General features: G+C 72.0%; 22 protein-coding genes, 1 tRNA gene and 1 pseudogene. 12 read left to right on the plus strand and 12 right to left on the minus strand.

Annotated elements, in window-relative coordinates:
• Positions 1-172: 172 nt before the first annotated feature.
• The 4 genes from VFJ21_14180 to VFJ21_14195 all read right to left on the minus strand — a co-directional run bounded on the left by VFJ21_14180 (position 173) and on the right by VFJ21_14195 (position 2,975).
• Positions 173-505: a peptidoglycan-binding domain-containing protein gene (locus VFJ21_14180; GenBank protein HET7408268.1), complete on the minus strand. Its 333-nt coding sequence runs from the start codon at positions 503-505 to the stop codon at positions 173-175.
• Between the two features lie 579 nt (positions 506-1,084).
• A tRNA-Sec gene (locus VFJ21_14185) sits at positions 1,085-1,180 on the minus strand.
• 103 nt (positions 1,181-1,283) lie between these two features.
• Positions 1,284-1,601 carry a hypothetical protein gene (locus tag VFJ21_14190; GenBank protein HET7408269.1) on the minus strand — a complete coding sequence of 106 codons (318 nt, stop codon included), beginning with the start codon at positions 1,599-1,601 and terminating at the stop codon, positions 1,284-1,286.
• Between the two features lie 84 nt (positions 1,602-1,685).
• Positions 1,686-2,975: a glycosyltransferase gene (locus VFJ21_14195; protein ID HET7408270.1), complete on the minus strand. Its 1,290-nt coding sequence runs from the start codon at positions 2,973-2,975 to the stop codon at positions 1,686-1,688.
• Between the two features lie 87 nt (positions 2,976-3,062).
• On the opposite strand from VFJ21_14195, the gene selD reads away from it, so the two are divergent.
• Positions 3,063-4,052 (plus strand): selenide, water dikinase SelD, encoded by a 990-nt coding sequence (gene selD, locus VFJ21_14200; GenBank protein ID HET7408271.1) that lies wholly within the window; start codon positions 3,063-3,065, stop codon positions 4,050-4,052.
• A gap of 12 nt (positions 4,053-4,064) precedes the next feature.
• Here the strand turns inward: selD and VFJ21_14205 are convergent, their stop codons facing one another.
• Positions 4,065-4,400, minus strand: coding sequence for a hypothetical protein (locus tag VFJ21_14205; GenBank protein ID HET7408272.1), 336 nt, complete (start codon positions 4,398-4,400; stop codon positions 4,065-4,067).
• Positions 4,401-4,544: 144 nt separating this feature from the next.
• On the opposite strand from VFJ21_14205, the gene VFJ21_14210 reads away from it, so the two are divergent.
• Genes VFJ21_14210 through VFJ21_14220 form a run of 3 tightly spaced genes read left to right on the plus strand, consistent with a single transcriptional unit; the run spans position 4,545 to position 6,725 of the window.
• The gene (locus VFJ21_14210; GenBank protein HET7408273.1) at positions 4,545-4,751 is read left to right on the plus strand and encodes a hypothetical protein; all 207 of its coding nucleotides are present in this window, start codon (positions 4,545-4,547) and stop codon (positions 4,749-4,751) included.
• Entirely contained in the window at positions 4,748-5,980 is a 1,233-nt protein-coding gene (locus tag VFJ21_14215; protein HET7408274.1) for a MurT ligase domain-containing protein, read from the plus strand. The genes VFJ21_14210 and VFJ21_14215 overlap by 4 nt, the downstream gene beginning before the upstream one ends.
• Positions 5,973-6,725: a glutamine amidotransferase gene (locus VFJ21_14220; GenBank protein HET7408275.1), complete on the plus strand. Its 753-nt coding sequence runs from the start codon at positions 5,973-5,975 to the stop codon at positions 6,723-6,725. Before VFJ21_14215 ends, VFJ21_14220 begins: the two co-directional genes overlap by 8 nt.
• 10 nt (positions 6,726-6,735) lie before the next feature.
• Here VFJ21_14220 and VFJ21_14225 read toward each other — a convergent pair whose 3' ends face one another.
• A complete protein-coding gene (locus tag VFJ21_14225; protein ID HET7408276.1) occupies positions 6,736-8,088 on the minus strand; it encodes a pitrilysin family protein in 1,353 nt (450 codons plus the stop codon).
• Positions 8,085-9,383, minus strand: coding sequence for a pitrilysin family protein (locus VFJ21_14230; protein HET7408277.1), 1,299 nt, complete (start codon positions 9,381-9,383; stop codon positions 8,085-8,087). Before VFJ21_14230 ends, VFJ21_14225 begins: the two co-directional genes overlap by 4 nt.
• A 45-nt stretch (positions 9,384-9,428) precedes the next feature.
• On the opposite strand from VFJ21_14230, the gene VFJ21_14235 reads away from it, so the two are divergent.
• Genes VFJ21_14235 through VFJ21_14245 form a run of 3 tightly spaced genes read left to right on the plus strand, consistent with a single transcriptional unit; the run spans position 9,429 to position 12,321 of the window.
• A complete protein-coding gene (locus VFJ21_14235) occupies positions 9,429-10,859 on the plus strand; it encodes a hypothetical protein (protein HET7408278.1) in 1,431 nt (476 codons plus the stop codon).
• Positions 10,856-11,386, plus strand: coding sequence for a UGSC family (seleno)protein (locus tag VFJ21_14240; protein HET7408279.1), 531 nt, complete (start codon positions 10,856-10,858; stop codon positions 11,384-11,386). The genes VFJ21_14235 and VFJ21_14240 overlap by 4 nt, the downstream gene beginning before the upstream one ends.
• Positions 11,387-11,439: 53 nt before the next feature.
• Positions 11,440-12,321 carry a Gmad2 immunoglobulin-like domain-containing protein gene (locus tag VFJ21_14245; GenBank protein HET7408280.1) on the plus strand — a complete coding sequence of 294 codons (882 nt, stop codon included), beginning with the start codon at positions 11,440-11,442 and terminating at the stop codon, positions 12,319-12,321.
• Positions 12,322-12,370: 49 nt separating this feature from the next.
• Here VFJ21_14245 and VFJ21_14250 read toward each other — a convergent pair whose 3' ends face one another.
• Together VFJ21_14250 and VFJ21_14255 are read right to left on the minus strand one after the other, a co-directional pair.
• Entirely contained in the window at positions 12,371-13,006 is a 636-nt protein-coding gene (locus VFJ21_14250; protein ID HET7408281.1) for an HAD-IA family hydrolase, read from the minus strand.
• A gap of 31 nt (positions 13,007-13,037) precedes the next feature.
• A complete protein-coding gene (locus VFJ21_14255) occupies positions 13,038-13,922 on the minus strand; it encodes a hypothetical protein (protein HET7408282.1) in 885 nt (294 codons plus the stop codon).
• A 161-nt stretch (positions 13,923-14,083) separates the two neighbouring features.
• Between VFJ21_14255 and VFJ21_14260 the strand changes: the two genes are divergently transcribed.
• The 4 genes from VFJ21_14260 to VFJ21_14275 all read left to right on the plus strand — a co-directional run bounded on the left by VFJ21_14260 (position 14,084) and on the right by VFJ21_14275 (position 19,725).
• Positions 14,084-16,855, plus strand: coding sequence for an aconitate hydratase (locus tag VFJ21_14260; GenBank protein HET7408283.1), 2,772 nt, complete (start codon positions 14,084-14,086; stop codon positions 16,853-16,855).
• A gap of 63 nt (positions 16,856-16,918) precedes the next feature.
• Positions 16,919-18,064 (plus strand): cation:proton antiporter, encoded by a 1,146-nt coding sequence (locus VFJ21_14265; GenBank protein HET7408284.1) that lies wholly within the window; start codon positions 16,919-16,921, stop codon positions 18,062-18,064.
• Positions 18,065-18,076: 12 nt separating this feature from the next.
• The gene (locus tag VFJ21_14270; protein HET7408285.1) at positions 18,077-18,814 is read left to right on the plus strand and encodes an SDR family oxidoreductase; all 738 of its coding nucleotides are present in this window, start codon (positions 18,077-18,079) and stop codon (positions 18,812-18,814) included.
• A 23-nt stretch (positions 18,815-18,837) separates the two neighbouring features.
• Positions 18,838-19,725, plus strand: a complete 888-nt coding sequence (locus tag VFJ21_14275; protein ID HET7408286.1) for an alpha/beta hydrolase — start codon at positions 18,838-18,840, stop codon at positions 19,723-19,725.
• On the opposite strand, the gene VFJ21_14280 is transcribed toward VFJ21_14275, so the two are convergent.
• From VFJ21_14280 to VFJ21_14290, 3 genes and pseudogenes are all read right to left on the minus strand, one after another.
• Complete coding sequence (locus VFJ21_14280) at positions 19,722-21,629, minus strand: ABC transporter ATP-binding protein (protein HET7408287.1); 1,908 nt, start codon at positions 21,627-21,629, stop codon at positions 19,722-19,724. The two genes, VFJ21_14275 and VFJ21_14280, sit on opposite strands and share 4 nt — an antisense overlap.
• 81 nt (positions 21,630-21,710) lie before the next feature.
• Positions 21,711-21,929, minus strand: a pseudogene (locus VFJ21_14285) (helix-turn-helix domain-containing protein).
• A gap of 88 nt (positions 21,930-22,017) precedes the next feature.
• Positions 22,018-22,302 (minus strand): EthD family reductase, encoded by a 285-nt coding sequence (locus VFJ21_14290; protein ID HET7408288.1) that lies wholly within the window; start codon positions 22,300-22,302, stop codon positions 22,018-22,020.
• A 93-nt stretch (positions 22,303-22,395) separates the two neighbouring features.
• On the opposite strand from VFJ21_14290, the gene VFJ21_14295 reads away from it, so the two are divergent.
• A complete protein-coding gene (locus VFJ21_14295) occupies positions 22,396-23,793 on the plus strand; it encodes an MFS transporter (GenBank protein ID HET7408289.1) in 1,398 nt (465 codons plus the stop codon).
• Positions 23,794-23,805: the final 12 nt, after the last annotated feature.

Genomic DNA, 23,805 nt, shown 5'->3' on the forward strand with positions numbered 1-23,805 from the left:
CACGGAACTTGTGCGGACCGTGTCCTGTGCTTGCTGGCGCGTCCCTGATGGAAGGTAGACCCACAGGCCCGCGGCTGCTATTCCAATTGCGGCGACCACAGACGCGGCGGCTGCCCGATGGATCGTGGTAGCCATGAAGTAGCTCCTTTCAGGCATGATTCCTAACAGGTTCCTAATTCGGTCCGTTTACATCGAAATCTACCCAGCCGCTGGCCGCCTTATTCTGGGAAAGCCAGTAATCGTCCAGCCCGTACCCGTAGACATTTTCGAAAGCGTCGTTAGTTGAGCCGTATACATGGTAGACGTCACCAATATAGTTGAAGTATGAGTAAATCACTTTGTAGTACCTCATGTGCCACCAAGTGTCGTGGCCGACGATGCCGTCTACGGTAGGCAACTGCGCAGAAGTCTGGTACGCCCTCACTGCTGACGCCGTCGCAGTGCCGAAGATTCCATCGTTAGTGCCCGAGGTCAGGAATCCGGAACCACGCAGGATGCGTTGCACCCCAGTTACGTAATTGGCGTATTGTTGATATCGGGTTCCGTCGGTACCGAGCCAGCAGTTTGAAGACCAGTCGCTGCCAGACGGCGTCCATTGGTCGCAGCCCGATGGGTAATTTTGCATCCGCATATGCTGGCCGAACTGCCACTAACGCCGCCAACAAAAGGAGGCCAACCACAGCACACTGGCGCAATCTGCTCATACTCATCCCCCAGGTGGAGTGCCTACGCAGGAGCATGTTGTCGCGCGTGCCGATGCGCCACACATTCCGCGGTCTAGGTGGCCCAGGGAAGCAACATGTATCGAGCTCCGCATAGCGGGGCGCAACGCGGGCCTCGCGAAGCTGCTGGCGCACGCGGCTCCGAGGCCGCGGCCGCCGCGACTGTTCAATACATAGCCTGCCGATGCGGCAGCCGGCCCGCGACCGGTGCTGCCACCAGTCGCGCGCCCGAGGCTGACCGGCATGGCCCGATGACCACCGCCGTTCGCTGCTGTATTCCGGACGATCTTCGGGCTTTTCCGGGCTTTTTGGGTCCCGACAGAGTCGATCAAGGCGCTGACCTGCGCAAACGCAGATCGAGGTGGCGGAGGCGGACGGGAATCGAACCCACCAGCGACAGTGACTGCCGCTCTACGGTTTTGAAGACCGCGGGGGCCACCAGGCACCCATACGCCTCCCCGGCCGGAGGCGTCGGCCGCCCTGCGACTCTACGCCGCGGCCCACCCGCGCAAGGGTCGAGCCCGGCGCGGGGGACGCCGGGCTTCGACGGTGCCCGCAGGATCAGGATCCGGGCGGGTTCTCTGGGTTCGTGCCGCCGGCGCACGTGCCGTGGCCGGCCTCGCCCGGCGAGCCCTGATTGTGCGGCGTCTGGACGATGCTGCTGATCGGCCCCTGGTCCGGGTTCATGTCGTTGAGCCCGTTGTAGCTGCAGATGGAGTTGGAGTGGGCCGGCGCCCCGGTGCGCACGCCCGAACCGGAGAACGGCACGCCGGGCGTCCCAGGTGGACCGGTCACCTCACCGGCGTACGCCGGGCCAGCCCCTACTGCGATAACGGCCACCGCACACGCCCCGGCAGCGGCGAACGACTTGACGCGCATGAGTCCCTCCCTGTTCCGGCATGATTCGGAAGGGAGTCACGCGAGACCGAGCCTGATACGCGAATCGCGAACGAGCTCGGGCAGCTACGCCGCGGTGGACGCGGCCGCGCGGACGGCCGGACGGACGGCGGCCCGCTCCCAGACCGGCATGAGGTCCTCGGCCAGCACCTGCTCCCACGACGGCTGCTCCTGCTCGATCGACCGCCGCGCCGCCTGACCGATCCGCGCCCGCAGCTCGGCGCTGTCGACCAACGGCTCCAGCGCGGCGGCCCATGCCGAGGGGTCGTCGGCGCCGACCAGGACGCCGTCGCGGCCGGGCGCACGCAGCCACTGGTTGGTTGTGGCTCCCGCTTGCAGCACGACCGGCAGCCCGGCCGCCATCGCCTCGGCGACGACGTTGCCGATGGTCTCGCTGGTCGACGGGAATGCGAACACGTCGCAGGCCGCGTAGATCCCGGCCAGCTCGTCCTGCGGCAGCGCACCCGGCAGCGTGGCGTGCTCCCCCAGCATCTTGCCGATCCGGCCCAGGTCGCCGCCCGCGCCCGCCACGAACATGTGCACCGGATGGCCGGCTTCGCGCAGCAGGCGTACGGCGCGCGCCACCTTCAGCGCCCCCTTGGTCGCGTCGGCGCGACCCGCGAAGAGCACGACGACGTCGGACGCCGGGACGCCGTAACGCGCGGTCAGCCACGCGCGGTCGTGCCGCCGCGGGTGGAAGGTCGAACGGTCGACTCCGCGCCGCAGCAGGGAGACGCGATCGGGGCCGACCACTCGTGCTGCTTCCGCCGCGTCGACGTCGTTGGAGACGAGCACGTGGCCGCAGGCCTCCAGCAGGCGCCGCTGGTGCCGGGCGGCGAACCTCCCGGCGCGGTCGTCGACGTGCCAGGTGTCGACCAGCAGGCGGCCGCCGATACGGCGGCCGGCGACCCGATCCACGAGCGCGCGCAGGTAGAGCCGGACGAACGCCGGCAGGTCGGTCTGCAGTGAGGCGACCAGCGGGTGGCCGGTGCGGAGCGCGAGCCGTCGCGCGGTCCAGCCGAAGGCGAACGCGTGCGTGGCGTGCCAGACGTCGTGCCGCGGCAGGAGACGGGCCAGGGCCGGGTGGTACGGCGCGAGGTCGGTCGCATCGGTGCCGGCCGCGAACGTCTGCAGGGTGCGCGTACCGAGCACCGGCCGCAACGCGACGAACCGGGCATTGGCCGTGATCTCGTCGACGTGGCGCCGCGCGCCGAGCACGTAGACCGTGAGGTCGAGCTGAGCGCGCACCGCGTCGGCCGCCTCGGCGAGCCGCTCCCACGACTTCACGTGGCCGCCCGAGACCGCCGTGCGGTCGAGGTCGACGAGCACGGCAACGGAGATCGGCGCCTGTGCCATTGAGAAGGCCCGTACCCCCTCCCGCCGGCGTGATGCACGCCAAGATCGACGGGTTGCCGACGGCCGTAGAGTCGGGTCATGACGAGCCTGGAAACCCGCCTCACCCACTATGCGCACGGTGGGGGGTGCGCCTGCAAGATCCCGCCCGGTGAGCTGGAACACATCGTCGCGGGGCTCGTCGGGCCGGCGATGCCGGCCGGGACGCCGGAGCTGCTCGTGGGACTCGACGACGGCGACGACGCGGCTGCCGTCCGCCTCGACGGCGACACGGCGGTCATCGCCACCGCCGACTTCTTCACGCCGGTGGTGGACGACCCCTACGACTGGGGCCGCATCGCCGCGGCCAACGCGCTCTCGGACATCTACGCCATGGGCGGGCGACCGCTGGTGGCGGTCAACCTGCTGGCCTGGCCGCGCGAGGTGCTGGCGTTCGACCTGGCCCGGGAGGTGCTGCGTGGCGGGCTCGACGTCGCCCGCGCGGCCGGCTGCCACGTGGCGGGCGGGCACAGCGTCGACGACCCGGAGCCGAAGTACGGCATGGCGGTCACCGGCGTCGGCGACGCCAGGCGGTTGCTGCGCAACGACGCCGCATCCGCGGGTCTGCCGATCTCGCTGTCGAAGCCGCTCGGGATCGGCGTGCTCAACAGCAAGCACAAGACCACCGGTGAGCGCTTCCCCCAGGCGGTCGAGACGATGACGACGCTCAACCGCGACGCCGCGGAGGCGGCGCTGGCCGGCGACCTGCGCGCCGCGACCGACGTGACCGGGTTCGGCCTGCTCGGCCACCTCTACAAGATGTGCCGGGCCAGCGGGGTGAGCGCAGTCGTCGACGCCGCGGCGGTGCCCTATCTCGACGGCGCCCGCGAGGCAGCGGCCGAGGGGCACGTCAGCGGCGGCACCCGGCGCAACCTCGACTGGGTGCGCCCCCACCTCGACTCCGGGCTCGACGAGCTCGAGCTGCTGCTGCTCGCCGACGCGCAGACCTCCGGCGGGCTGCTGGTCGCCGGGGAGATCCCGGGCGCGCCCGTCATCGGTCGCTTCGTGCCGGCGGGCGACCGCGCGCTGGTGGTGCGTTGAGGGTTCCGCGCCTCAGTTCAGCTTGTCAGGGATGTTGACCCCGACCACGTCCTTCTGCTTGCGCAGGCAGTCGTAGAGCTTCGCCAGCTGGGCGTCGTTGGCGTTGTCGATGCGGAAGCGCACGTCGGCGACCATGTCGGACTTGTACTTCGACTTGATCATCGGCTCGGGCGACACGTTGGGGATGCCCGAGCAGGCCGCCCGGGCCGCGGCGTGCTCCGCCTGCGTGGCCTCGGGCTTGAAGTAGACGACGACCTCCTGCTCGCGCAGCGCGGCGCCGTAGGCCCCGCACCCGCTCGCCACCATCGCCAGACCGACGATCGCGGCGGCGGTCCGGGCGCGGATCAACGATGCTCCTCGTGCTGGGCGGTGCAGTCAGGCTACGTCGGCGCCGGGGCACCTTGCGCGTGTGCCGGCCGACCGCTGCCGTAGGGTGAGCACGTCGTCGTACGCCGACATCGACGCCGTTCACTGTGCCTGGAGGGGTACGCCGTGGTTCTCGCCCTCACGACGGAGCATGCCTGGGACTTCGGTCTGCTGGGCCTCAACGTCGCAGTGCTGCTGATCGGCATTCCCGTGGCGCGGGCCTTCGCCACGTCCAACAACGCGACGTTCCGCTTCATCTGGCCGGCGTTCGCACTCGGCGTGCTCGCGACCTTCGCGATCTTCGTCTACTTTGCGCGCTCGTACGTGAAGTGACCGCGGCGGGCGGCCGCTTCACGCTCGCCCGCCGGCTCGGCGCGGCCACCGCGGCGCTGTCCCGCGCCACGGGGCGCGGTGGCGGCACCACGATCGGCGGCCGGGTCACCCTCGCCGTCGACCCGTCGGCGCTGCGGCACGCGGCCGCCGGCCGCCGGCTCGCCCTCGTCAGCGGGACCAACGGCAAGACCACGACCCGGACCCTGCTCGTGGCAGCCCTGCGAACGGCGGGCCCCGTGGTCAGCAACGGCGGCGGGGCCAACCTGCCACCGGGGCTCACGGCGGCACTCGGCGCGGACCTCGACGCACCTGTCGGCGTGCTGGAGGTGGACGAGCCGTACCTGCCCCGGGTCGCCGCCACGGTGCGCCCCGAGCTCGTCGTGCTGCTCAACCTCAGCCGCGACCAGCTCGACCGCTACGCGGAGGTGGGCCGCGTCGCCGGCATCTGGCGCGATGCCCTCGCGCTGCCCGGCGCTGCGACGGCGGTGGCCAACGTCGACGACCCGCTGGTCGTGTGGGCGGCCTCGTCGGCCCCCGCCGTGCGCTGGGTGTCGGTCGGGCTGCGGTGGCGCGACGACGCCTCCGCCTGCCCGGCCTGCGGTGGCCCCGTGACCTGGCGGGGCGACGACTGGTCGAGCGACTGTGGCTTCAGCCGCCCCCGACCGGACTGGGTCCTGGAGGGATCGGAGCTCGTCACGCCCGACGGCGAACGCCTCCGGATCCGGCTCGCGCTGCCGGGCGCCGCCAACCTCGGCAACGCCGCGCTTGCCGCCGCTGCGGCCGCGGAGTTCGGCGTCGACCCGCGCACGGCTCTCGACGCGATGGCGGCGATCACCGGCGTGGAAGGGCGCTACGTCGAGCGCGACTTCGCCGGGCGCCGCACCCGGCTGCTGCTCGCGAAGAACCCGGCCGGCTGGCAGGAGAGCCTGTCTTTCGTGCGGCCGGAGGCGACCCACGTCGTCGTCGCCATCAACGCGCGCGCCGCCGACGGCCGCGACCCGGCCTGGCTGTGGGACGTGCCGTTCGAGCGCCTGCAGGGCCGGTTCGTGACCGCGACCGGCGAGCGCTCCCGCGACATGGCCGTGCGGCTGCGCTACGCCGGCGTCGAGCACCAGCGCGTCGACGACTTGGCGCAGGCGCTGCGACGGGCCGGAGGGCAGGGGCCGCTCGAGGTGCTCGCCAACTACACCGCGTTCCAGCAGCTGCGCAAGGTCGTGGGCGATGCCTGACCGGGTCGGTGTGGTGCTCGTCTACCCGTCGCTGCTCGGGACCTACGGCGACGGCGGCAACGCTCGCATCCTGTGCGAGCGGTTGCGCTGGCGTGGCGTCGACGCCTGCGTGCTCGAGGTCGGGCTGGACGAGCCGCTCCCCCGCGACGCCGACGTCTACGTGCTCGGCGGCGGGGAGGACACGGCGCAGACCCTCGCCGTCTCGGCCCTGTCGGCCGACGGCGGGCTGGCGGCGGCGACCGCGGCCGGCAAACCGGTCTTCGCGGTGTGCGCGGGCTTCCAGATCCTCGGCACGACGTTCCTCGACGGCCGCGGCGCCGACCATCCGGGGCTCGGCCTCGTCGACTGCGTGACCAAGCGGCTGCCGGGCCCGCGGGCGGTCGGCGAGCTGCTGGCGCGGCCCGACCTGCCCGGCGTCCCGGCTCTCACCGGCTACGAGAACCACGGCGGGAAGACGATCCTCGGCCCCGGCGCGCGCCCGCTCGCGCGGGTCGAGTCGGGCGTCGGCAACGGCGACGGCACGGAGGGCGCGGTCCAGGGGTCGGTCGTCTGCACCTACGCGCACGGGCCGGCGCTCGCCCGCAACCCCGGCCTCGCCGACCACCTGCTCGCGATGGCCGTCGGCCCGCTGGCGCCACTCGACGACGGCGAGGAGGACGAGCTGCGGCGGGAACGTCTCGCCGCCGTACGCCGGACCCGCCGGGCCTTCTGGCGCCGGCAGTGGCGCCCGCCCGCCGCGACCTGACCGGAGCGGCTCAGTCGCTGACGACCTCGACCGCGCCGGCGCCGATTTCTCGCAGGCCATCGGCCACCACCGACGCGTCACCCACCACGACCGTCAGCAGCCGGTCGGGGTGCAGCCGCCGGCGGGCCGCCTCGTTGACGGCGTCCAGCGGCACCTCGGCGATCTGGTGGCGGACCCGGTCGAAGTAGTCGTCGGGCAAGCCGTGCACGGTGAGGTCGCCGAGCGCGCCCGCGACGGCGTAGGGCGAGGCGAACTGGATGGGGAAGACGCCCGCGCGGTAGCGGCGGACCTGGTCCAGCTCGTCGGCGTCGATGCCGTCGCGCTGGAGGCGCTCGATCTCGGCCACGGTGTCGGCGACCGCCTGCGCGGTCGGCTCGGCGTGCACCGACGCGCGGGCCGCGAAGATCCCGCCGTGCCGGCGCATCCCGAAGCCGGCGGACGCGCCGTAGGTGAACCCGCGCTCCTCGCGCAGCTTCATGTTGAGCCGGGCCGAGAACATGCCCCCCAAGGCGATCGCCATCGTCGTCGTCGGGACGTAGTCCTCGATCGCCCGCGGCGGGCCCGGGTGACCGATGACGAGCACCGACTGCACCGAGCCGGGACGGTCCACGACGACGATCCGTCGTCCGCCGTCGACCGGCGTGACCACGGGAGACGCGACCGGTGCCATCCCGGCCGTCCAGCCGGAGAACGTCCGCCGGCCGAGGTCCGCGGCATCGACGCGCGACAGGTCCCCGGCGACGACGAGCGTCGCGGCGCCCGGCGCGAACCGCGCCGCGTGGAACGCCCGCACGTCGTCATCGGTCACCGCCGCGACCGACTCCGGGTCGCCGCCGTCCGGGCGGCCGTAGCGGCTGGGGGCTGCGAACGTATGAGCGTTGAACGTCGCACTGGCGCGTGCGGCCGGCTGCAGCAGCTCGGCCCGCAGCTCGTCGAGCCGGTCGTCACGCACCCGCTCCACGTCGGTGGGCGAGAAGGCCGGCCGGCGTACGGCCTCGGCGAGCAGGTCGACCGCGTCGGGCAGCGCCGTGACCGGTGCGTCGAAGCCGACCCGCAGCGAGTCCCAGTCGACGTCGGCGTGCCAGGAGGCGCCGAGCCGTTCGACCGCGACGCCGAACTCGAAGGCATCACGCACCTGGGTGCCCTCACCGAGCAGCCGCGCGGTCAGCAGGGCCACGCCCTCCTGCCCGGTGGGTTCGGTCGTCGCGCCGGCGTCGACGACCAACGCGACCGCGGCGAGCTGCTGACCGGGAAGGTGGGCGGCGAGCACCGTGCCGCCGTCAACCCAGTGCCGTTGCCACGAAGGGAACGACCAGGGGCGGGCCGGCCCCGGAGTGGGCGCCTCGGCGACGAGCCGGTTCACGCCGCCTCCTCGCGCGGGACGAACGTGAGCACGACCCGGTTGTCCGGCACCAGGATGTTCGTGGCTACCCGGTGGAGGTCGTCGGCGCTCACCGCCAGCAGCCGCGGCAGGTAGCCGTTGACCAGTTCGGGGTCACCGAACAGGGTCGCGAACATCGAGATGGTGTCGGCCCGGCTGTCGAAGGACGCCATGCGGTGCAGCCAGTCACTGGTCAGCTGCGCGCGGGCGCGGGCGAGCTCGTCGGCCCCGATGGGCTCCCGGGTGACCGACTCGCAGACCTCGTGGAATGCCTTCTCGAGGTCGACGACGTCGACCCCCTCGCGGGCCGAGGCGTCGCCGGCCATCAGCGCGACGCCGCCCACGAACGGCCAGGTATCCGTCATCGAGCCGCCCGGCGGCTGGGCCAGCCGGCGCTCGAGGACCAGCGAGCGGTAGAGCCGGCTCCCGCGGCCGCTGCCCAGCACCGCGGCCAGCACGTCGGCGGCGTCGTGGTCGGGGTGGCCCATCGGCGCGATGCGGTGCGCGACGAAGACGCGCGGCACCGGTACGACGTCGGGCCGGGTCTCCCGCACCTCGCCGCCCAGCGACAGCGGCAGCGTGCCGTCGGGCGCGCCCGGCACGGTCGCGAGGGGCTCCAGGCCGCCGAAGTAGCGATCCACCAATGCGAAGGTTGCCTCCGGCTCGACGTCACCGACGACCGTGAGCACGGCGTTGTTCGGCGCGTAGTGCCTGCGGTGGAAGGCCTGCACGTCGTCGAGCGTCGCCGCCTGCAGATCGGCCATCGAGCCGATCGTCGAGTGGTGGTAGGGGTGGCCGGGCGGGAACGCGAGCGCGTGCAGCCGCTCGACCCACATGCCGTAGGGCTGGTTCTCGTAACGCTGCCGGCGCTCGTTCTTCACGACGTCGCGCTGGGTGTCGAACCGCGGCTGGTCGAGGACCAGCGTCCCCATGCGATCGGCCTCGAGCCAGAGCACGGTCTCGAGGTGGTTGCTTGGGACCGTGTCGTAGTAGTTCGTCCGGTCGCACCAGGTCGACGCGTTGAGCGTGCCGCCCGCGCCGAGCACGTGCTTCCAGTGGTCACCCTTGGGCACGTGGGCCGAGCCCTCGAACATCAGGTGCTCGAAGAGATGGGCGAAACCCGTGCGGCCCGCCGGCTCGTGGCGCGAGCCCACGTCGTACCAGATGTTGACGGCCGCGACGGGGACGGAGTGGTCCTCGGCGACGACGACGCGCAGCCCGTTGCCGAGGGTCCTGGTCACCAGGTCGTACGACGGGACGGCGGCGTCGATGGGCACCCGGCCAGCATAAGGAGCAGCGAGGGCGTAGCGTCGTCGATCACCATGGACCTGCCCGACGGTGTGGTGGCGATCGTCAAGCGCGACTGCCCCACCTGCACGCTCGTCGAGCCGGTGCTGCAGCAGCTCGCTGCCGTGGTGCCGCTGACGGTCTTCAGCCAGGACGACCCGACGTTCCCGGCCGGGGTCCCCTGCGTGGTCGACGACACCTCGCTGGCGACCAGCTGGCACCTCGACCTGATCGCCGTGCCGACGTTGCTGCGGGTGGAGAACGGCGTGGAGGTCGCGCGCACGGAGGGTTGGCTGCGGTCCACGTGGGAGGAGCTGACCGGCGTCGCCGACCTGGGCCCCGGGCTGCCCGACTACCGGCCCGGCTGCGGGTCGCGCACGGTCGAGCCGGGCGTGGCCGAGGAGCTGGCCGTGCGGTTCGGCGGCTCGGTGCTGCGGTCCCGGCGCGTGGAGATCGCCGACCTCGAGGACGAGATGGAGGCGCTCTTCGACCGCGGCTGGACCGACGGGCTGCCGGTCGTGCCACCGACCGAGGCCCGGGTGCTGCGCATGCTCGAGGGCACGACCCGAGCCCCTGACGACGTCGTCACGGTGATGCCACCCGACCTCGTCGAGTGCACGGTCGAGAAAGTCGCGATCAACGCGGTCATGGCCGGCTGCCTGCCGGAGTACCTGCCGGTGGTCCTCGCCGCGGTCGAAGCGGCGGCGACCGACGCGTTCAACGCGCACGGGCTGCTGGCGACGACGTACTTCTCCGGCCCGCTGGTGCTCGTCAACGGCCCCGTCGCCACGAAGATCGGCATGAACAGCGGCCTCAACGCCCTCGGTCAGGGCAACCGCGCCAACGCGACGATCGGCCGGGCGCTGCAGCTGGTCATCCGCAACGTCGGGGGCGGGCGGCCGGGCGAGGTCGACCGGGCCACGCTGGGCAACCCGGGCAAGTTCACCTTCTGCTTCGCGGAGGCGGAGGACAGTTCGCCGTTCGAGCCGTTCTCCGTGTCACGCGGCCTGCCGGTCGGCACGTCGGCCGTGACGCTCTTCGCCGGGGCCGGGGTGCAGCCGGTGGTCGACCAGCACTCCCGCCGGCCCGAGTCGCTGGCGCGCTCGTACGCCGCCGCGTTGCGGGTCAACGCCCACCCCAAGCTGCCGATCGCGTTCGACGCGATGCTCGTGGTCTCCCCCGAGCACGGCCGGGTCTTCCGCGACGCGAGGTGGGACCGCGCGCGGCTGCTGGCCGAGCTGCACGAGCTGCTGCTCCTCCCGGGCAGGGACATCGTCGAGGGCGCCGCCGACATCGACGAGGGGATCCCGGAGGCCTTCCGCGACAGCGTGCTGCCGAAGTTCCGCGACGGCGGGCTGCTCGTCGTGCACGCCGGTGGCACGGCCGGCATGTTCTCGGCCATCATCGGTGGTTGGGTGAGTGGGGATTCCGGAAGCCAGCCGGTCACCGTGGAGGTGCGCTCATGAGAACCGTGCTCGATCCGACCGGGGAGCTGCGGCCGGCGACCCGTGAGCTGCTGTCACGCCCGGCCTCGTTGAACGGACGGACCGTCGGCCTGCTCGACATCTCCAAGCCGCGCGGAGACGTGTTCCTCGACACCCTCGCGGCCCGGCTCGCGGAGCGGGGCGCGACCGTCGAGCGCTACCGCAAGCCGACGTTCACCAAGCCGGCGCCCGTCGACCTTCGGCACGAGATCGCCACCCGTTGCGAGGTGGTCATCGAGGCGCTCGCGGATTGAGGGTCGTGCACGTCGTGCAGTGTGCACGACATCGCCGACCTCGAACGCCGTGGCGTCGTGGGCGTCTTCGTCGCCTCGACGGAGTTCGTCGCGGCGGCCGCCGCGCAGTCGCGGGCCCTGGGCTTCCCGGCCGCATCCGTCTTCGTGCCCCATCCGATCCAGGACCGCACCGACGAGGAGATGCGGGCCCTGGCCGAGGCCGCAGTCGAGGAGATCGTGCGCGCGGTGACCGACGAAGGGACCAACGGCTCCTGAACTCGTGACGTCCGCCCGTCCACCACCAGGGCCGACGGGCGCACGATCGAGACGTGATCACGAAAGGCTTCGTCGCCCTCGCCGTTGCGGCCCTCGCCGCGGGCTGCGGCGGTGCGACGCAGACCGCGGCACCCTCCTCGCCGACGCCCACCCCGAGCGCGCCGGCGACCACATCACCCTCCGGGTCCCCTTCGGCGTCGCCCGCACCCTCGTCGACGCCGACCGCCACCACCGTGGCGGTCTACTTCCTGCACGGCGAGCACGTCACGCCGGTCGCCCGCACCGCGCGCTCAGCGGCGGTCGCCACCGAGGCAGTGCGGGCGCTGCTGGCCGGCCCGACCGCCGCGGAGTCGCACGAAGGACTCACCTCCAGCATCCCCATCGGCACGTCGCTGCGGTCGATCGCGATCACCGGCGGCACCGCGGTCGTGGACCTGAGCGCGGCCTACGGCAGCGGCGGCGGGAGCCTGTCGATGAGCACGCGGCTCGGGCAGCTCGTCGCGACGCTGACGCAGTTTCCGACCGTGCGCGACGTGCGACTGTGGCTCGACGGCAAGCCGACCGGAACGCTCGGCGGTGAGGGCCTCGTCGTAGACCGCCCGCTCGGCCTCGCCGACGTCGAGTCCTCGCTGCCGGCGATCCTGGTGGACAGGCCGCTGCCGGGAAGCACCGTGCACAGCCCGTTGCGCGTCCGCGGCTCCGCCAACGTGTTCGAGGCGGTCTTCCAGATCGAGGTGACGGACTGGGACGGGCGGATCGTGGGCCGGCAGATCGTGCACGCGACGTCGGGTACAGGCACCCGCGGCACCTTCGACGTGACCGTTCCCTACACCGTCGACCGAGCCGGTCACGGTGAGCTGATCGTCTACACGCTCTCCCCTCGCGACGGCAGCCGCGACCACATCGGGGAGACGCCGCTGCTCGTCGCGCCCTAACCGGGCTGCTGACCCGGATCGCGGCGGTGGGGGTCCGCTCCCGCCGCCGCTACGCCGCGTCGGCGCGCAGCGGGAACCCGACGACCGCCTCCAGCTGTGCCAGCGCGTCGTCGGGGTCGACGACCTTGATCGTGTGCATGCCCAGGGCCTTGGCCGGCTTGAGGTTGACGCCCAGGTCGTCGAGGAACACGGCTGCCGACGGCTCGATGCCCAGCAGCTCGCAGGAGATCTCGTAGAAGTGCGGGTCGGGCTTGCGTACGCCGACCGTGCTGGACTCGACCACGACGTCGAAGAGCTCGACGACGTGGGCGACGTCGGAGTCGCGTTCCTGCACGGTCGCGAAGTTGTTGGTCAGCAAGGCGGTCTTGAGCCGCTCGCCGCACCGGCGTACGGCCTCCACCATCGCCGGCCGCAGCTCGCCGCGCAGCAGCGCGATGACCGTGCGGGCGTCGATCTCGTATCCGGCGGCGCGCGCCTCGGACTCGAACAGGTGGCAGAACTCGTCGAAGTCAACCGCGCCGCGTTCCATCTGCGCCCATGCGTTGGCGTCGGGGTTGGTGGCGTTGAGCCCGCGGATGAAGCCGGCCGGCAGTCCGAGGTCGCGCTCGTAGGCCGCGAACGCCTCGAACGGGCTCGACAGGATCACTCCGCCGAAGTCGAACAGCACCGCCTCGATGTCCGCCACGGCCGGCATCCTCGCACGGCGCCGCGATGCCTCAACCTCCGAGCCGTCGCAGCACCGCGGCGAAGTCCGGCGGCGGGCGGAACGTCACCCGATCCGGGTCGACCGTCGCGGGCAGCAGCGAGAGCGTGCCGGCGCGCCACCAGTAGAGATGCGGCGACAGCGAGCCGGGGCCCTGGTCGTGGAACGCGTAGGCGTTGACGACCATCGCCTGCACCGCCGGCACCACCGTCGCGTCGCCGATCGGGTGCACCAGCAGCAGGTGGCGGGTCGGCAGCGCGACGAGGGCTCCGTCTGCAGGTACGTCGACCAGCTCGGGCAGCCAGAACACGCTGGTCGCGGTGAAGAACGACGGCGACTCGACCGCGTGCAGGACGGCCCCGTCGACGTCGACGTCGCGCACCTGCGGCAGGCCTTCGGCGCGCACCTGCGCGCGGGCCTGTCGGTAGAGCTCCTCGAGGGGCTCGTGCCAGCTCTCGACCTGGGTCCGGGGCAGGGTCGCGATCGTGCCCGCTTCGCTCACGACGAGGGCCTCCACGACTCCCGGCGCGACCGGCCTGGCCTCGACGTCGTCCAGCAGGAACTCCGCCTCCGCGTAGAGCCGGCTGCGCAACAGGGGCCGCACCCGGTCGAGGTTGTCGTAGCCCCGCGGCCGTGACCGCACCTGCGCGAGTCCGGCCAGGTGGTCGACCAGGATCCCTCCCCAGGCGGACCGGTCGACGCCGCGGCAGAGCTGGCGCACGTTGCGCAGGTCGACGGTGCCCGCCAGGCTCATCCCCGTCAGCTCGACCTCGCCGGCCGGGTCGTAGTGCAGCACGGTCATCGACAGCCGCGGCGCCATGTCGCGGACGACCTGCTCGAAGTAGGCGTCGTCGTCGAGCGGTGGCCCGGACCCGTGCTTCGACCGCCAGGGCCTCATGCGGGAGCGAAGGCTGCGGCCTCGCGCAGCCGGCCGGCAACCTGCTCGACCGTCATCACATCCCAGGCTACGCGCGGCAGCCCGACCGGGCTGCCGCGCACCGGGCCGGACGGCTGCGGGAGACTGAGGTGATCCCGACCTCGGCACAGGAGAGAGCCGGCATGAGCCCCGAGCGCAGCCATCCCGACAGCTTCAACAGCGTCGACACCCTTGACGTCGGCGCGGCGTCGTACCGCATCCACCGGCTCGACGCGGTGAGCGGCAGCGCGCGGCTGCCGTTCAGCCTCAAGGTGCTGCTGGAGAACCTGCTGCGCAACGAGGACGGGCACAACGTCACGGCCGAGCAGGTGCAGGCGCTCGCGCGCTGGGACGCGCAGGCGGAGCCGGACACCGAGATCCAGTTCACGCCGGCACGCGTCGTGATGCAGGACTTCACCGGCGTGCCCTGCATCGTCGATCTCGCGGCGATGCGCGAGGCCATGGCCGAGCTGGGCGGCGACACGAGCAAGATCAACCCGCTGGTGCCCACGGAGCTGGTGATCGACCACTCGGTGATCGCCGACTACTTCGGCACCCCCCGTGCGTTCGCGCAGAACGCCGAGCTGGAGTTCGAGCGCAACAAGGAGCGCTACCAGTTCCTGCGCTGGGGCCAGCAGGCGTTCCGCGACTTCGTCGTCGTGCCGCCGGACACGGGGATCGTGCACCAGGTCAACCTGGAGTACCTCGCCCGCGTGGTCTTCGACAAGGACGGCACCGCCTACCCCGACACGCTCGTCGGCACCGACTCGCACACCACGATGATCAACGGTCTGGGCGTGCTCGGCTGGGGCGTGGGCGGCATCGAGGCCGAGGCGGCGATGCTCGGCCAGCCGGTGAGCATGCTCATCCCGCGGGTGGTGGGCTTCAAGCTGTCCGGCGAGCTGCCGTCCGGCACCACCGCGACCGACCTGGTCCTGACGATCACCGAGATGCTGCGCAAGCACGGCGTGGTCGGCAAGTTCGTCGAGTTCTACGGCCCCGGCGTCGCCGGTGTGCCACTCGCCAACCGGGCCACGATCGGCAACATGAGCCCGGAGTACGGCTCGACCTGCGCGATCTTCCCGATCGACGACGAGACGCTGAACTACCTGCGGCTGACCGGTCGCCCGGCCGAGCGCGTGCAGCTGGTCGAGGCCTACGCGAAGGAGCAGGGCCTCTGGCACGACCCGGCGCGTGAGGCCGACTACTCCGAGACTCTCGAGCTGGACCTGTCGACCGTGGTGCCCTCGATCGCCGGGCCCAAGCGGCCGCAGGACCGCGTCGCGCTGTCCGACGCCAAGCAGGGCTTCCGCTCCTCCCTCGAGCAGCTGGTCGACTACAGCGCCAACGGCCGCGCCGACCAGGCGTCGAAGGAGTCGTTCCCGGCCAGCGACTCCCCCGCGGCCGGTACGCACCAGGACCCGGCCGACCAGCCGCAGGAGCACCTGCGCGCGACGTCGCCGGGGCGCCCGTCCCAACCGGTGCAGGTCACCGTCGACGGGGCGAGCTTCGAGGTCGACCACGGTGCCGTCACGATCGCGGCGATCACCTCGTGCACCAACACCTCCAACCCCTCGGTCATGGTCGGCGCCGCCCTGCTGGCGAAGAAGGCGGTCGACGCGGGCCTGTCGCGCAAGCCGTGGGTCAAGACCTCGCTCGCGCCCGGGTCCAAGGTCGTCATGGACTACTACGACCGCGCGGGCCTCACGCCGTATCTCGAGAAGCTCGGCTTCAACCTGGTCGGCTACGGATGTACGACGTGCATCGGCAACTCCGGGCCGCTGATCCCCGAGGTCAGTGCGGCCGTACAGGCTCACGACCTCGCCGTCACCTCGGTGCTGTCCGGCAACCGCAACTTCGAGGGCCGGATCAACCCGGACGTGAAGATGAACTACCTGGCCTCGCCGCCGCTGGTGGTGGCCTATGCGCTGGCCGGGACCATGGACATCGACCTCACCAACGAGCCGCTGGGCACCGGATCCGACGGCAAGCCCGTCTTCCTCGCCGACATCTGGCCGAGCCCGCAAGAGGTGCAGCAGGTCGTCGGCGAGGCGATCCGCTCGGACATGTTCAGCAGCGGCTACGCCGACGTGTTCGGCGGGGACGACCGCTGGAAGTCCCTCGACGTGCCGAGCGGTGACACGTTCGCCTGGGACGCACCCTCGACCTACATCCGCAAGCCGCCCTTCTTCGAGGGGATCGGCCGCGAGCCCGACCCGATCAAGGACATCCACGGCGCCCGGGTGCTCGCGAAGCTCGGCGACTCGGTGACGACCGACCACATCTCCCCCGCCGGGTCGATCAAGAAGGACTCGCCGGCCGGTCGCTACCTCACCGAGCACGGCGTCGACCAGCGGGAGTTCAACTCCTACGGGTCGCGCCGGGGCAACCACGAGGTGATGATGCGCGGCACGTTCGCCAACATCCGCCTGCGCAATCTGCTCGCCCCCGGCACGGAGGGCGGGGTGACCCGCCACCTGCCCGACGGCGAGCAGACGACGATCTTCGACGGAGCGATGCGCTACATCGACGACGGCGTACCGCTCGTCGTCATCGGCGGCGCGGAGTACGGCTCCGGCTCGTCGCGTGACTGGGCCGCCAAGGGCACGCTGCTGCTCGGCGTCAAGGCCGTCCTGGCGGTCTCCTACGAGCGGATCCACCGCTCCAACCTGATCGGCATGGGCGTGTTGCCGATGCAGTTCAAGCCCGGGCAGGACGCCGACTCCCTCGGGCTGACCGGCGAGGAGGTCTTCGACATCACCGGCCTCGAGGGAGCCGACCGCATCCCGCGCGAGGTGACCGTGCGGGCGGACGACAAGGAGTTCACGGCGGTCGTGCGGATCGACACGCCTGGCGAGGCGGCCTACTACCGGCACGGGGGCATCCTGCAGTACGTCCTACGCTCGCTGCTGTAGAGGTCTGCCCCGTCCGGTCGCCTAGCAGGAGGTCCGCTCATCGACCCCCTGCTTCTCGGTGCCCTGCTCGGCGGCTTCGCGGTCACCATCGGACTGGTGTTCCGCCGGGTGGCCCCGGAGATCGTCGCGTTCCTCGTCATCGGGGTGCTCGTCGGCCCGCACGGTCCGCTGCACCTGGTCGACGCGCACAACGTCGACCAACTCCAGCGGATCACCCACGTCGCGGTCGGGTCGGTCATGTTCCTGTTCGGTCAGCGGTTGCGGGCCGCCGACCTGCGCCGCGACGTCCACGTGCTGCGGGCGGTCACTGTGCTGCCGCTGCTCGTCACTGCCGGCGCGACCTACCTGGTGACCCGGTGGGCCGGCGCCTCGACGTCGCTCGCGACGCTGCTCGCGATCATCGCGACGGAGACCGGGGTGCTGACCGTCACCGCGACCGTGCGCGAGGAAGGTGCCGAAAGCGGCGCGTCGCGCCGGCTGCTCGCCACCGTGGGACTCAGCAACGTGGTCACCGCCGCGGCCTTCGGCATCGGCTTCCCGCTGGTGCTCGCGACCAGTGGCCGGCTGACCAGCCCGACCGCTGCGCTCGGCGTCTTCGGTCGCGCGACGCTCGCGGCGATCGGACTCGGGATCGCCGCTGCGGTGCTGCTGCTCTGGATCGAGCGGCACGTCCACAACGACGGCGAGCTGCTGCTGACCGAGCTGCTCGTCATCACCGGGACCGTCGGGTTGTCGGTGACGATCCACGGTTCGCTGGTCATCTCGCTGCTGGCGACCGGCATCTGGACCGCCAACCGCGGCCCGGCCGCGGCCGACCGGCTGTTCGGCGTGCTCCGGGTGCTCGAGGCCCCGTTCTACCTGCTGTTCTTCATCGTCGCGGGTGCGGAGTTCCGCATCCAGAACGTGCCCGACGTGGGGCTCATCGGAGCGGCGTACATCCTCGCCCGCGGCACCAGCAAGGTGACGATGACCGCGCTGGGCGGGCGGGTGCTGGGCTCGTTGCGGGGACGTGAGTCTCTTCGGCTGGGCGGCGCGCTGCTGCCGCACGCCGGGATGGCAGTGGCGCTGGTTGCCTACGTCGGTGAACAGGCGCCGACGTTGGGTGAACGGGTGTCGACGATCGTGCTCACGTCAGTGTTCCTGTTCGAGGTGGTCGGCCCGCTGTTCGTACGCCGGTTCCTGCGCGCCGACACGAGGGAGCCGGCCTGAGAGGATGGCCGCATGGATCTCGGCCTTCATGACCGCGTCTACATCGTCACTGGTGGCACCCGCGGGCTGGGGCGCGCTACCGCCGAGGCGCTGATCGTCGACGGGGCGCGGGTCGTCGTGTCGTCACGGTCCGACGACAACGTCGCCACCGCCGCCGACCAGCTGGGTGCCGTCGGCATCGCCGCCGACAACGCCGACCCCGCGGCCGCGGATCGCCTGGTGCAGGCGACCCTCGACGCCTTCGGCCGGCTCGACGGCGCGCTGGTCAGCGTGGGCGGCCCGCCGCCCGGGGGGGTCATGGACGTGACCGACGAGCAGTGGCGGTCGGCGTTCGAGTCGGTGTTCCTCGGGGCGGTCCGCCTCGCCCGGGCCGTCGCGACCGCCATGACGGGCGAGGGCGCGATCGGCCTGGTGCTGTCGTCGTCGGTCAAGGTGCCGATCGGCGGGCTGGCGATCTCCAACGGCCTGCGCCCGGGCCTAGCCATGGTGGCCAAGACGCTCGCCGACGAGCTCGGCCCCCGCGGCGTACGCGTCTTCGGGTTGATGCCGGGCCTCGTGTCGACCGACCGCACCGCGCAGCTGTACGCCGACGAGCAGGGGCGCCAGCGCGCGCAGGGCGGCATCCCGCTGCGGCGGTTCGGCGAGCCGGCGGAGTTCGGTCGGGTGGCGGCGTTCGCGCTGTCACCGGCCGCGTCCTACCTCAGCGGCTGCGTGATCCCGGTCGACGGCGGCGCCCTGCGGACCCTGTGACGACGCGTGCCAGACTCCGCGCCATGACGACGCAGAAGGCCGCGGTCGGCCCGCTCGAGATTGCCTACGAGACGTTCGGCGATCGCGCCGACCCGCCCGTCCTGCTGGTGATGGGCCTCGGCGCCCAGCTGATCGCCTGGCACGACGAGTTCGTGGCGCAGCTCGCGGGCCGTGGCCACTTCGTCGTGCGCTACGACAACCGCGACGTGGGCGAGTCGACCCATCTGCACGATGCCCGCCAGCCCGACGTGGCGGCGGCGATGGGCGGCGACTTCTCCTCCGCGGCCTACCTGTTGAGCGACATGGCCGGCGATGCCGCCGGGCTGCTCGACGCCCTCGACCTCGACAGCGCGCACGTGATCGGTGCCTCGATGGGCGGCATGATCGTGCAGCAGTTCGCGATCGACCACCCGCAGCGCACCCGCAGCCTCACGTCGATCATGTCGACGCCGGACCCGTCGGTGTCTCCGCCGACCGAGGCCGCCATGGGCGCGCTGCTGCGGCCGCCCGCGTCCAGCCGCCAGGAGGTCGTCGACAGCGCCCCGGAGATGTGGCGGTTGATCGGCTCCCCGGGCTTCGCCCACGACATCCCATGGATCCAGACGATCGCCGGCCGCGGTTACGACCGCGGCTACGACCCGACCGGTGTGATGCGTCAGCTGCTCGCGATCCAGGCGAGCCCCGACCGGCGGCCCGGGCTCGCGGAGCTAGGCGTCCCCACGCTGGTCATCCACGGCGAGGACGACCCCCTGGTCCCGCTGCCCGGTGGCCAGGCAACCGCCGACGCGGTGCCCGACGCCAAGCTCGTGACGTTCGCCGGGATGGGGCACGACCTTCCCCAGGAGCTGTGGCCGGCGATCCTCGACGAGATCAGCGAGGTCGTCAGCCGGGGCGAGCAGGCCCGCGGCTAACCGACCGTAGGAGTGGGCACCTCGTCGGCCGGGGACCGGGCGAACTGGGTGCGGTAGAGCTCGGCGTAGAGCCCGCCGGCCGCGAGCAGTTCGTCGTGCCGGCCGTGCTCGACGACGCGCCCGTCGTCGACGACGAGGATCTGGTCGGCCTCGCGGACCGTCGACAGCCGGTGCGCGATGACGAGGGACGTGCGGTCGGCGAGCACCCGCTTGAGCGCCCGCTGCACAGCCGCTTCCGACTCGGAGTCGAGGTGCGCGGTGGCCTCGTCGAGCACCACGATCGACGGCGCCTTGAGGATCAGCCGGGCTATCGCGAGGCGCTGCTTCTCCCCGCCCGAGAGGCGATAACCGCGGTCACCCACGACGGTGTCGAGCCCGTCGGGCAGCGACTCGACGAGCTCGGAGATGTTGGCGTCGTCCAGGGCCTCCCACATCTGCGCCTCGGTCGCGTCGGGGCGGGCGAAGAGCAGGTTCGCGCGCATCGTGTCGTGGAACATGTGCGCGTCCTGCGTGACGACGCCCACCGCGTTGCGCAGCGAGTCGAGGGTGACGTCGCGCACGTCGTGACCGCCGACACGCACGCTGCCCTTCTGCACGTCGTACATCCGCGTGACCAGCTGGCTGATGGTGGTCTTGCCCGCACCGGACGGCCCGACGAGCGCGACCAGCTGGCCTGGTTCGGCCCGCAGCGAGACACCGCGCAGCACCTGCTTGTCGGGAGTGCTGTCGAGGACCGCGACCGACTCCAGCGACGCGAGCGAGACCTCGGCCGCGGTCGGGTAGCGGAAGTGCACGTCGTCGAACTCGATCGTCGCCCGCCCGCCGAGCTCACGCGGCAACGCGACCGCGCCCTCGCGGTCGGCGATCGAAGGCTGCAGGTCGAGCACCTCGAAGACGCGCTCGAAGGACACCAGCGCGGTCATGACGTCGACCTGCACGTTGGACAGTGACGTCAGCGGGCCGTAGAGGCGGGTGAGGTAGGCCACCAGCGCGACCACGGTGCTCACCTGCAGGGTGCCCTCGGCCGCCCACCGGCCGGCCAGGCCGTAGACGATGGCCGTCGCCAGCGCGGCGACGAGGGTGAGGGCGACGAAGAAGACCCGGCTGTACATCGCCTGCTGCACGCCGATGTCGGCGACCCGGCGGGCGCGGGTGCGAAACGCGGCGTCCTCGCTCTCCGGCCGGCCGAACAGCTTGACCAGCAGCGCCCCCGAGACGTTGAACCGCTCGGTCATCGTGGTGTTCATCTCCGCGTTGAGCGCATAGCCCTCGCGGGTGATGCTCTGCAGGCGCCGCCCGACGAAGCGCGCGGGGAGCACGAAGACCGGCAGCAGCGCCAGTGCCAGCAGGGTGATCTGCCAGGACAGGAAGAACATCGCCGCCAGCACGATCGTGACGCTGACCACGTTGCTGACGACGTTGGACAGCGTGCCGGTGAACGCCTGCTGCGCGCCGAGGACGTCGTTGTTGAGCCGGGTGATCAGTGCGCCGGTCTGCGTGCGGGTGAAGAAGGCGATCGGCATGCGCTGCACGTGTCCGAAGACCTTGGCCCGCAGGTCGTAGATGAGACCTTCGCCGATGCGGGCGGAGTACCAGCGCATCGCGAGCGACACAGCCCCGTCGATGACGGCGAGGAAGGCGACCAGCCCGGCCAGCCACTCGACGGTGCTGACGTGGTGGCCGAGGATCGCGTCGATGATGCGCTTGTAGATGAGCGGGTTGGCGGCGCCGATGACCGCATCGAACAGGATCAGCCCGAGCAGCAGCACCAGCCAGCGCCGGTAGGGGCGGGCGAAGGCGCCGATGCGACGGATCGTGCCGGGGGCCAGGCGTTGCCGACCGACCTCACGGTCGCGGCTGTAGGAGCGCAGCGTGGACCAGCCCGCTCCGTGCCCCGGTGCCATCGACTCGTCACTCCTCCGCGGTAGGTCCCACCGCCGAACAACACCGGCGGCGCCGAGGACCTTCCGCGGAGGAGCGAGGGGTCAGGACTGCTTGCGTCCGCGGGTCGCGCCGCCGCGACCGCGCAAGGGGGTGCCGGACTCGCTGAGGATGCGGTGGATGAAGCCGTAGGAGCGTCCCGTCGACTCCGCGAGGGCGCGGATGCTGTCACCGGTCTCGTAGCGCCTCCGCAGGTCGGTCGCCAGCCGGTTGCGTTCGTCGCCGGTCACCCGGCTGCCCTTCTTCAGGTCCGCCACGGCGTACCTCCGTGTCTCTCGATTGTCCCTATTCGACCCCCTGCAGGGCCATGATCACTCATCCCCCGCACAGGCGCCAACTCACCCCCGGGGATCAGTCGTCCTCGACGACGAGCGTGTCGAGCGTGCCGAGCTTCTGGGTGTCCTCCATGAGCGCGGCGCCCTCGGGGCTGCCCATCGCGGCGCCGAGAGCGTCCGGGCCGTCGAAGTGCAGGACAGCAACGCGGTAGTAAGGGCCGTCACCCTGGGTCTTGTAGGTCTCCGCGCTCTTGAGGCCGGGGAGCTTGCGGGCGAGCGGCATGTGGGTCTGGTGGTAGTGCTTCTCGAAGGCCTCGACGTCGCCCGGCTTGTTCCAGAGGGCGATCAGGCTGATGCTCATGCGGACTCCTCCTGGCGTGGTTGATCAGGGACCGCTCGGAGCCTACGGCCGTCGCGACGGAAGGGATCACGCGGTGCCCGCGTTGGTAGGCCTGTGACCGCGACGACCGCCGCCGACCTCGAGGCCGGCGGCAGGGTCCGCGGTTCGATCCTCGACGCCGGACATCGGCTCGCCACCCTCGGCGCGGTGCTCGTCATCACCGTCGTCGCCGTCGACGCGATGGCCGTGGCCACGATCATGCCGACGACCGTGCGTGACCTGCACGGGCTGCGCTACTACGCCTGGGCGTTCACGGCGTTCTTCATCGCCGACGTGATCGGCATCGTCGACGCGGGCGCTCGCTGCGACCGCCACGGCCCCGGACGATCGCTCCTCGGCGGCATGGGGCTGTTCGCCGGCGGGCTCGTCATGGCCGGTGCCGCGCCGGTGATGGCGGTCTTCGTCGCCGGCCGCGCGGTGCAGGGTCTCGGCGCAGGGATGATCGTCGTGGCGCTCTACGTGGTCATGGCGCGGGCCTACGACGAATCCTTGCGCCCCAAGGCGTTCGCGGCCATCTCCGCCGCATGGGTGGTGCCCGCGCTGGTCGGCCCGGCGGCGGCCGGCGCCGTCGCGTCGGGGCCCGGCTGGCGCTGGGTTTTCGTGGGCATGCTGCCGCTGGTGCTCGTCGGGCTGGCGCTGCTCGGGCCGGTGCTGCGCGGCCTGCCTTCGGCCGCCGGCGGCGCCGGGCTGCGGCGCGGAGGGCTCGTCGTCGCCGTGCTGGTGGCCAGCGGGCTGGCCGCGGTGCAGTACGCCGGCCAGCAGCCGGGATGGTGGTCGATCCCCCTGGTGGTTCTCGGCCTGGCGCTCATGCTGCCGGCACTGCGCAGGTTTCTCCCCGACGGCACGCTGCGTCTGCGCCGCGGCCTGCCCGCCACGGTGGCGTTGCGCGGCATCCTCGCCGGCGGCTTCTTCGGCGCCGAGGCCTACCTGCCGCTCGCCCTCACTCGCGTGCACGGCGCCTCGCCGGCGACCGCCGGTCTCCCGCTGACCGTCGGCGCGCTCGGCTGGGCCGCGGGCTCGTGGGTGCAGGGCCGGGCCAGCGAGGCGGTCCGGCGACGGCTGCTGCCGCTCGGGTTCGCGGTCGTCGCCACCGGCATCGGGCCGCTCGCGCTGGTGGCCTCGTCGTCGCACGTCACGATGTGGCTGGCGCTCCCCCTGTGGTGCGTCGCCGGTCTCGGCATGGGCCTGGCCATGCCGTCGATCTCGGTGCTGACGCTGTCCATGTCGCCGGAGCGCGAGCAGGGCGCCAACTCCGCCGCGCTGCAGATCTGCGACGTGACCTGCAGCGTGGTCACGATCGGCGCCGGCGGCGGGCTGGTCGCCTGGGCACAGAGCGGCGCCATCGGGCTCGGCGCGGCCATCGCTGCGATCGACCTGGCGATGGCCGGCATCGCGGTGCTCGGCGTGCTCGCCAGCCGACGTGCCGGTCACGCCACCGGAGTCGCCGACTAGCGTCTGGGGAGC

It is taken from the genome of Mycobacteriales bacterium, from assembly GCA_035690485.1.
In the GTDB taxonomy this organism is placed as follows: Bacteria; Actinomycetota; Actinomycetes; order JAFAQI01; family DASSKL01; genus DASSKL01.